General features: G+C 72.3%; 4 protein-coding genes and 1 pseudogene. 3 read left to right on the top strand and 2 right to left on the bottom strand.

Translation table 11 applies throughout. The annotated features are described in order from the left end of the window. Positions 1 to 115: 115 nt before the first annotated feature. Positions 116 to 454, bottom strand: a pseudogene (locus ACWD4G_RS44650) (MFS transporter); the annotation flags it as partial. Between the two features lie 64 nt (positions 455 to 518). On the opposite strand from ACWD4G_RS44650, the gene dusB reads away from it, so the two are divergent. From dusB to ACWD4G_RS44635, 3 genes are all read left to right on the top strand, one after another. Further along, positions 519 to 1,688 (top strand): tRNA dihydrouridine synthase DusB, encoded by a 1,170-nt coding sequence (gene dusB, locus ACWD4G_RS44645; RefSeq protein ID WP_451304306.1) that lies wholly within the window; start codon positions 519 to 521, stop codon positions 1,686 to 1,688. A 377-nt stretch (positions 1,689 to 2,065) separates the two neighbouring features. Beyond that, on the top strand, positions 2,066 to 3,088 hold the full coding sequence (locus tag ACWD4G_RS44640; protein ID WP_451304304.1) for a polysaccharide pyruvyl transferase family protein: 1,023 nt from the start codon (positions 2,066 to 2,068) through the stop codon (positions 3,086 to 3,088). A 137-nt stretch (positions 3,089 to 3,225) separates the two neighbouring features. Next, positions 3,226 to 6,435: an amidohydrolase family protein gene (locus ACWD4G_RS44635; RefSeq protein WP_451304302.1), complete on the top strand. Its 3,210-nt coding sequence runs from the start codon at positions 3,226 to 3,228 to the stop codon at positions 6,433 to 6,435. 122 nt (positions 6,436 to 6,557) lie between these two features. Here the strand turns inward: ACWD4G_RS44635 and ACWD4G_RS44630 are convergent, their stop codons facing one another. Beyond that, positions 6,558 to 8,498 carry an amylo-alpha-1,6-glucosidase gene (locus tag ACWD4G_RS44630; protein ID WP_451304300.1) on the bottom strand — a complete coding sequence of 647 codons (1,941 nt, stop codon included), beginning with the start codon at positions 8,496 to 8,498 and terminating at the stop codon, positions 6,558 to 6,560. Between the last annotated feature and the right edge of the window lie 3 nt (positions 8,499 to 8,501).

Genomic DNA, 8,501 nt, shown 5'->3' with positions numbered 1-8,501 from the left:
CTCGAACAGTTCCCACAACTCATCCGGCACCATGCGCTCGACCATCACCACACGGGCAGACTACCCAGCGCGCCAAATGAGACGACGTCTAAGGGCCTGGGAGGTACCCCCATTCACCGCCGACCGCCTGCACCATGCGGAACGCGACCAGCGACTCCAGGCTCGGGGCGAGGGAGCACAGCACCGAGCCGATGGTGAACACGACCAGGCCCGCCATGAACACCCGTTTGCGGCCGATACGGTCCGCCGTCGACCCGGCCAGCATCAGCAGCGAGGCCAGGACCACCGTGTAGCCGTCGATCGTCCACTGCAGGCCCGCGACCGTCGTGTCCAGGTCCTCCTGCATCGACGGCAGGGCCACATTGAGGACGGTGGTGTCCAGACTCACGATCAGCAGGCTCATACAGCAGATCGCGAGCACCAGCAGGCGACGGCGTGCGGTCAGCTCCGGCATTCTTGAATAGTACGCCTAACTAATGATTTTCGCCGTGCCTCGCCCGGTACGTGAGAATGGGGGGATGTCCACGACCGCCTCGTCCCTCCGGATCGGCCCCCACGCCGTCCAGCCGCCCGTCGTCCTGGCCCCCATGGCCGGGATCACCAACGCGCCCTTCCGCACCCTGTGCAGGCACTTCGCCGAAGGCGAATCAAAGGATGGGGCCAGTGGCGGCAAGGGGCTGTTCGTGAGCGAGATGATCACGACGCGGGCGCTCGTCGAGCGCAACGAGAAGACCATGCAGCTGATCCACTTCGACGCGACCGAGAAGCCGCGCTCGATCCAGCTGTACGGCGTCGACCCCGCCACCGTCGGCAAGGCCGTCCGCATGATCGCGGAGGAGGACCTCGCCGACCACATCGACCTGAACTTCGGCTGCCCCGTCCCCAAGGTCACCCGCAAGGGCGGCGGCTCGGCCCTCCCGTACAAGCGGAACCTGCTCCGCGCGATCCTGCGTGAAGCGGTGTCGGGCGCCGGGGACCTGCCCGTCACCATGAAGATGCGCAAGGGCATCGACGACGGCCACATCACCTACCTCGACGCCGGCCGGATCGCTGTCGAGGAGGGCGTCACCGCGATCGCCCTGCACGGCCGCACCGCCGCCCAGCACTACGGCGGCACGGCCGACTGGGACGCCATCGCCCGTCTCAAGGAGCACGTCCCCGAGATCCCGGTACTCGGCAACGGCGACATCTGGTCGGCGGAGGACGCCCTGCGGATGGTCCGCGAGACCGGGTGCGACGGGGTGGTCGTGGGGCGCGGGTGCCTGGGGCGGCCGTGGCTGTTCGCGGATCTGGTGGCGGCCTTCGAGGGGCGTACGGAAGGCATCGCCAGGCCTTCGTTGCGTGAGGTGGCCGAGGTGATGGTCCGGCACGCCACCCTGCTCGGCGAGTGGATCGGCGACGAATCCAAGGGAGTTGTCGACTTCCGCAAGCATGTCGCCTGGTATCTGAAGGGCTTCGCGGTCGGCAGCGAGATGCGCAAGCGGCTCGCCATCACCTCCTCGCTGGCGGAACTCCGCTCCGGACTCGACGAGTTGGACCTCGACCAGCCCTGGCCGACCGGCGCCGACGGGCCGCGCGGCCGTACCTCCGGCAACAACCGCGTCGTCCTGCCCGATGGCTGGCTCAAGGACCCGTACGACTGCGCGGGGGTCGGTGAGGACGCCGAACTGGACACGAGCGGGGGCTAGTTGCCCTGTTTCATGGCTGTTCCGGTCGTCGTGCGGCCGGTTTCCGTCAGCTTGGAATGAGTGGGGAAATGTCCGGGTAGCGCGTTTTGGTGTGCGGAGCGAATGAAACAGCCAGGACGCTGACGAAGAGGCCCACCGAGAGGCTCACCCGGAAACCGCCGGCGCCGTCGGCCAAACCCTCCCCGTCACGCAAACCCTCCCCGTCACCCGAACGCTCCCCGTCGCCGAAGCCGTCCCCTTCGCCGAAGCGGCCTCCGTCCGCGAGGCCGTCCCCGTCCGCGAAGCCGTCCCCGTCGGCGAAACCCGCCCCGCCCCCCACCACCCCGTACGCCCCGCCCCCGTCCTACGTCCCCCACTGCGCGCACTTCGTCTCGTACGTGCTGACCGTGCTGGACCGGCTCGTCCCGGCCGGTACCCGGTGCGCGGTGATCGGGGCGCCGCTGACCTCGAACGTCGGGGACAGCGCGATCTGGCTCGGGCAGCGGGCGTTGCTGGACGCGCTGCGGGCGGAGGTGCGGTACGCCTGCGACCTGATGTCGTACGACCCCGGGCATCTGGCGGCGTGCGTACCCGAGGGGCCGATCCTCCTCACCGGCGGCGGTACGCTCGGGGACCTCTGGGAGGACAGCCAGCTGCTGCGGGAGCGGGTCCTGCGGGACTTCCCCGACCGCCGCGTCCTCCAGCTGCCCCAGTCCGTCCACTTCACCGACCACGCCAATCTCACCCGGGCCCGCCGGGTCTTCGACTCCCACCCCGATCTGACCCTGCTGCTGCGCGACCGGCACAGTCTGCGCCGCTGCCGTACGGTCTTCGAGGCCCCGGCGCTGCTCGCCCCCGACCTGGCGTTCGCGGTGCCGCCGGACGCGCTGGCCGGTGGCGGTACGGCCGGCCGTGACATGGCCCGCCATGACGTGGTCTGGCTGGCCCGGGAGGACAAGGAGTCCGCGAAGGGGCCACCGGCCGGGCGCGGGCCCACCGGGAAGGACGGCGGCGGCCCCTACGTCTTCGACTGGACGAGGGAGGCCACGGACACGGAGTGGCGCCAGGCCAAGGAGGCGTTGTGGCGCACCCGCGCGCGGGCCCTGTGCCGGGCCGGCTCCGGCGACCCGCCGGGCGCGATCCCCGCCCTCCTCACCGCGTACGACGGTCTGGCCCGCCTCCAGCTGGCGCGCGGCTGCCGTCTGTTGACGTCGGGCAGGGTCGCGGTGACCGACCGCCTCCACGGCCATGTCCTCAGCCTGCTGCTCTCCCTCCCGCATGTCCTGGTCGCCGACCGCTACGGCAAGTCCCGTAACTACTGGGAGACCTGGACGTTCCACCGCCCCCAGACGGCGACCTGGGCCTGGACGGAGAGGGAGGCGCGGGAGGGGGCGAGGAGGTTGCTGGCGGAGCTGGCGTGATCCACGTACTGGCGCTTTGCCCTCAACTCCCCTCTGTTAAAAGGAGTTTGCCGGTCTCGAACAGAGCGGAACTCGCTGTTCCGTAAGCCTTCCGTCGTGTGTAGTGTGCACACGAATCTGCGGAGAGGTGTGGACCAGTGGGACTGACACGTCGTGCGCTCATCAAGGGTGGAGCCGGACTCGCCGCCGGGACGGGGGCGTTGGCCGGAGCGGCAACCACGGGGATCACGGGGGGCACGGCGTGGGCCGCCTCGGCCGGGGACGCCGGTACGGCCGCGCGGGCCATCGAGGTGACCGTCACGGAGGCGACCAACGCCTCCGCCGCGCTCTCCCCGGACGGCCGGACCGTCGTCCTGGACCTGCTGAACCTGTTATGGAGGCTGCCCGTCGACGGCGGGGACGCCGTACGGCTCACCGAGGTCGAGGACGAGGCGAGCGAGCCGGACTTCTCGCCCGACGGCCGCCGCGTCGTGTACCAGGCCTTCACCGACGGCACCTTCCACCTCTGGCTGATGAACGCCGACGGCACCGGGCGGAGGCAGCTCACCTCCGGTGACGCCGACCACCGCGAGCCCCGCTTCTCGCCCGACGGCACCCGGATCGCCTGTGCCGCCGAGCACGACGGCCGGTACGCGATCCATGTCATCGACGTCGACAGCGGCGAGGCCACCGTCTGGACCACGGGCACCGCCCAGGAGGGCCAGCCCTGCTGGACGCCCGACGGCACGGCGATCGCCTTCACCACCGGGACCGGCGACGCCCCGAGAGCCATCCACCGGGTCACCGCCGACGGCACCCGCACCACCCTCGCCGAGGTCACCGAGGGCCGCCTCGCCGGGCCCTCCTTCTCCCCCGACGGCAGCCGGCTCGCCCATGTCCACCTCACCACCAGCGGCACCGCCCTGGTCGTCGACGGCGAGACCGTCTCCGACGAGGGGGAGGACGTGTTCCCCTTCGCCGCCCGCTGGGCCGGCCCCGACCAGCTCCTCTACACCGCCGACGGACACCTGCGCCGCCGTACGCTCCGAGACACCGCCGAAGCCCCCCGGAGTGCCGTCGAGGACATCCCGTTCAGCGCCCGCGTCACCGTACCCAGGGTCGTCGAACGGCCCGCCCCCGTACGGGACTTCGACGCCACCGGCGGCCGTCGGGTGAAGGGCGTCGTCGGCCCCGCGCTCTCCCCGGACGGCCGCAGTGTGGCCTTCGGCGCCCTCGGCGACCTGTGGATCACGCGCCGGGGCAGGGCGCCCGAGGCGGTCGTGTCCGACGGCCACCGCAACACCGACCCGGCCTGGTCACCGGACGGCCGGAGCCTCGTCTACGTCAGCGACCGCGACGGGGGCGTGGCCCTGTGGCGGTACGACATCGCCACCCGCGCCGCACGCCGCCTCACCGACATCACCCTCTCCGCCGCCGCACCCACCGTCAGCCCGGACGGCACCACCGTCGCCTTCGTCGCACAGGGCGCCACCCTCCACACGCTGGACCTCGCCACCGGGGCCGTCCGCAAGGTCGCCGGGCCGCTGAACGCCCCCGGCCGCCCCACCTTCACCGCCGACGGCACCCGCCTGGCCGCCGCCGTCCTCGTCCCCGTCACCCCGCGCTACCGCGAGGGCCACAACCAGATCCTCACCGTCGACCTCACCACCGGCGAGGCCCACTACAGCGAGCCCCTCCCCGGCGGCTCCCTCGCCAACCGCATCGACGCCGGCCCCGTCCACTCACCCGACGGCATCCGCACGGCGTACATAGCGGACGGCACCCTGCACATCAGCGCCCTCGACGCGGACGGCCGCACCACCGGCCCCGCCCGGCAGGTCAACACCGAGACCGCCGACGCCCCCAGTTGGAGCGGCGACTCCACCACGCTGCTGTATCTCTCTGACGGCCGCCTCCGCCTGACGGCACTGGGCGGGAAGCCCTCGGCCGGTGGGACCACCTCGGCGGCCGGTGGAACCCCCTCGGCCGTCCCCCTCCGCCTCACCTGGCGTCCGGCACGCCCCACCGGCCGTACCGTCGTCCGGGCCGGAGCCCTCTGGGACGGCACCGGACCCGGGCTGCGGCGCGATGTCGACATCGTCCTCGACGGCCATCGCATCGCCGCCGTCACCCCGCGCGGCGAACGCCCCGTACGCCCCGGTGACAAGGTCGTCGACGCCCGCGACCTGACCGTGCTGCCCGGCTTCGTCGCCGTCCACGAGCACGGCCCCTGGGAACGCAACGAACTCATGCGCCTGTGGCTCTCCTTCGGCGTCACCGCCCTGCGCTCACCCGGCACCACCCACTACGCGGCCGTCGAGGCCAAGGAGGCCCTCGCCTCCGGCCGCCGCACCGGCCCACGCGTGTTCACCGCCGGCGACCTCGTCGACGGCTCCCGGATCTACTACTCCTCGGGCCGCCCGGTCACCGACGGCGAACAGCTGCGCCGCGAGATCGACAAGGCCCGCGCCCTCGGCCACGACATGGTCAAGACGTACGTCCGGCTGCCGTACGCCCTCCAGCGTGAGGCGATCCGGGCCGCCCACCGCGACGGCCTGCGGTCCGCCTCGCACTATCTGTTCGGCCCGCTCGGCCTGGGCGCCGACGGCGTCGAGCACATCGGCGGCACCAGCCGCTACGGCCGACGCCAGAAGGAGACCCACCTCGGCCACACGTACCAGGACGTCACCGGCCCGCTGGCCGCGTCCGGTATGGCCTTCACCCCGACCTTCGGCCTCTCCGGCCTGGGCCTGTCCGCCGTACGGGCCGCCCTGTACCGCCACGCGGAGTGGGCCCTCGACGACCCCCGGCTGACCACCCTGCTCACCGCCGCCGAGTACGAGGAGTTGCGCGAGGGCATCGAGTCGGCGCTGGCCAAGGAACCCACCGCCGAACTCGCCTTCGTCGCCCGCCACGGCGCAACCGTCCGCCGCCTGATCGAGCAGGGCACCCACGTCGCCGTAGGCACCGACAGCCCCCTGGTCCCACCCGGCGTCTACTACCACCTCAACCTCCAGACCATGGTCCGCCACGGCGTCACCCCCCACGAGGCGCTGCGCTCCGCCACCGTCCAGGGCGCCCGCACCCTAGGCCTCTCCGACCACCTCGGCACCGTCGAGCCCGGCAAACTCGCCGACCTCGTCCTGGTCGAGGGCGATCCGACGACCAACATCGAGGCGGCGGCAGCCGTACGTCAGGTCGTCGTCGGGGGTGTCCCGCACGACGTGACGTCACTGACGGCGAGGGCAACGCCCGGGCGGCGCTCCGCACCTGTCCGCAACACCGCCCTGCCGGACGTCCCCCAAAAGCCCATCAGCGCCCGCTTCTGGTGGCACAGAGAGGAGCACGTCTCCCACTCCTGCTGCTGACAGCGCCCCTTTAGGGGCGCGGGGCTGTATTGGATTTGCGGCTACCGCCGCGTGGGCGCGACCAGCCACGACGGCGCCGCAGACAATCGACGGCATGTCCGGCCCCTGCGGCGGAGCCGCGTCTAGACACCCCCCACCGCAGTAAGCAACGCCAGCGGCGCAGCCGCCGCCCTCGACTCCCTTACGCACGCGTGCGGATAAGGCACCGGCTCCCGGTGTGTGTCCCGGCCGTACCCGGCGATCACCTCGGGCAGTCGATGCCCGGCGGCGGTGGCGGCGTCCACCAGGCCCAGGGCGACGGTACGGGCCTCGTCATGGAGCCCGTACCGCGCCAGCCCCAGGGTGATCAGGGCGTTGTCGTGCGGCCAGACGGAGCCCTGGTGGTACGACAGCGGGTGGTACGCGGGCTGCCCGGCGGCCAGCGTGCGCACCCCCCACCCGGAGAAGAAGTCGGGTTCGAGGAGCCGCCGGCCGACCACCTCCCCGTACTCCTTGTCCAGCAGCCCCGACCACAGCAGATGCCCGGCGTCGGAGGCGAGGGCGTCGATGTGCTTGCCGTCGCGGTCCAACGCGAGTGCGGGGAAGGAGCGTTCGCCCATCCAGAAGTCCCGCTGGAAGCGGTCGCGGAGATCGGCGGCGGCCTGTTCCAGCAGGGCCGCGTAGACCTCGTCCTCCCAGGCGGTACGGGCGATCCAGGCGGTACGGCGGAGCGCGTCGTACGCGTACCCCTGCGCACCGGCGGCCATCACCGGCCCGCCGGCCGGTCGGGAGCCGTCGGCGGAGCAGATGGAGCCGGGGGAGTCCTTCCAGTTCTGGTTGGCGAGGCCGCCCTGGTCGGCGCGGTAGACGAGATAGCCGCGCGAGGTGAGGCCGCCGTGGTCCAGCATCCAGCCGATGGCGGCGCGGGCGTGGGGTTCGAGGCGCCGGGCGAGCGTGACGTCCCCGGTCTGTTCGACATAGGCGCCGAGGAGTACGAGGAACAGCGGGGTCGCGTCGACCGAGCCGTAGTAGCGCCCGTACGGCACCTGCCCGAAGTGGGCCAGCTCGCCGTGGCGCACCTCGTGCACGATCTTGCCGGGCTGGGCGACCGCGTCGATGCCGACCTCGGTGGCCTGGGCGGCGGCGAGCGCGAGGAGGGTGGCGGCGGCCGGTTCGGGCCGGTAGGGGAGGGCGAACAGCGAGGTCAGCAGGGCGTCGCGGCCGAGGAGGGCCAGGAACCAGGGCGCTCCGGCGGCGGGCACCCGTAGCGTCTCGCCGTCCGGGCCGCTCGCCGTGACCTGGAGCGCGGCGAGATCGGCGAGCCCCCGCGCACAGGCGGCGGCCAGCTCCGGCCATTCGGTCGGGAAGGCCACGCCCTCCACGAACTCCCCTTCGGCTGCGAGGAGTTGATCGTTGACGGCGGCCGGTGAACGCGGCACCCGCAGCGCCCGCTTGTCGCCGTGCGGCCGTGCCATCACCCGCAGGATCAGCTCCGTCGACCCGTGCGGTTCGAGGTCGAGTGCCCAGACCAGCCGCCGGGCGCCGGTCCCGGTCTCCTCGACGGAATCGGGCGCGGGGTCGGCCGTCACCGTCGTACAGGACCGCCACTCGCCCCGCCGATAGGTGAACTCGACGCCGTCGGCGAGGACTTCACGTTTTCTCACGACGCCGGCCTTGGCGTAGGTGCGGAAGTCGGAGCGCAGCTCGAACTGGTCGGTGAAGTCGGCGTCGGCGGTGACCGCGATCCGGACGGTCGTCGCGACCGGGCGGTTGTTGGTGAGGCGCAGCGACTCCACGAACGCGTTGTCGGCGACGGCCTGTTCACGGAAGAGCGTGTACGCGGGCGGCTCCTGACGACCGCCGCGCGGTACGAGCACACAGCGGGCGGCATCGCCGTCCGCGACCGGCGTCAACGTCTCCGGGACGGCGCCGTCGACGGTCAACTGCCACCGGCTCAGGTGCCGGGCGTCCCGTACGAACAGCCCGGTCGGGGAGCCGCCGCTCCGCACCCCGCTGATGTCGCCGCCGTCGCCCACGGCGGCGAACGTCCCGCCGCGCACGAGCAGGTGATGCCGGTACGTCATCGC

It is taken from the genome of Streptomyces sp. NPDC002643 (genome assembly GCF_053592555.1).
Note: the sequence above shows the minus strand (reverse complement) of the source record. Positions and strands in the feature narration are given on the sequence as shown.

What these genes read in the sequence shown, in the direction of transcription:
- dusB (WP_451304306.1), top strand. Translation starts at nt 519, where the DNA reads ATGTCCACGACCGCCTCGTCCCTCCGGATCGGCCCCCACGCCGTCCAG.
- ACWD4G_RS44630 (WP_451304300.1), bottom strand. Translation starts at nt 8,498, where the DNA reads ATGACGTACCGGCATCACCTGCTCGTGCGCGGCGGGACGTTCGCCGCC.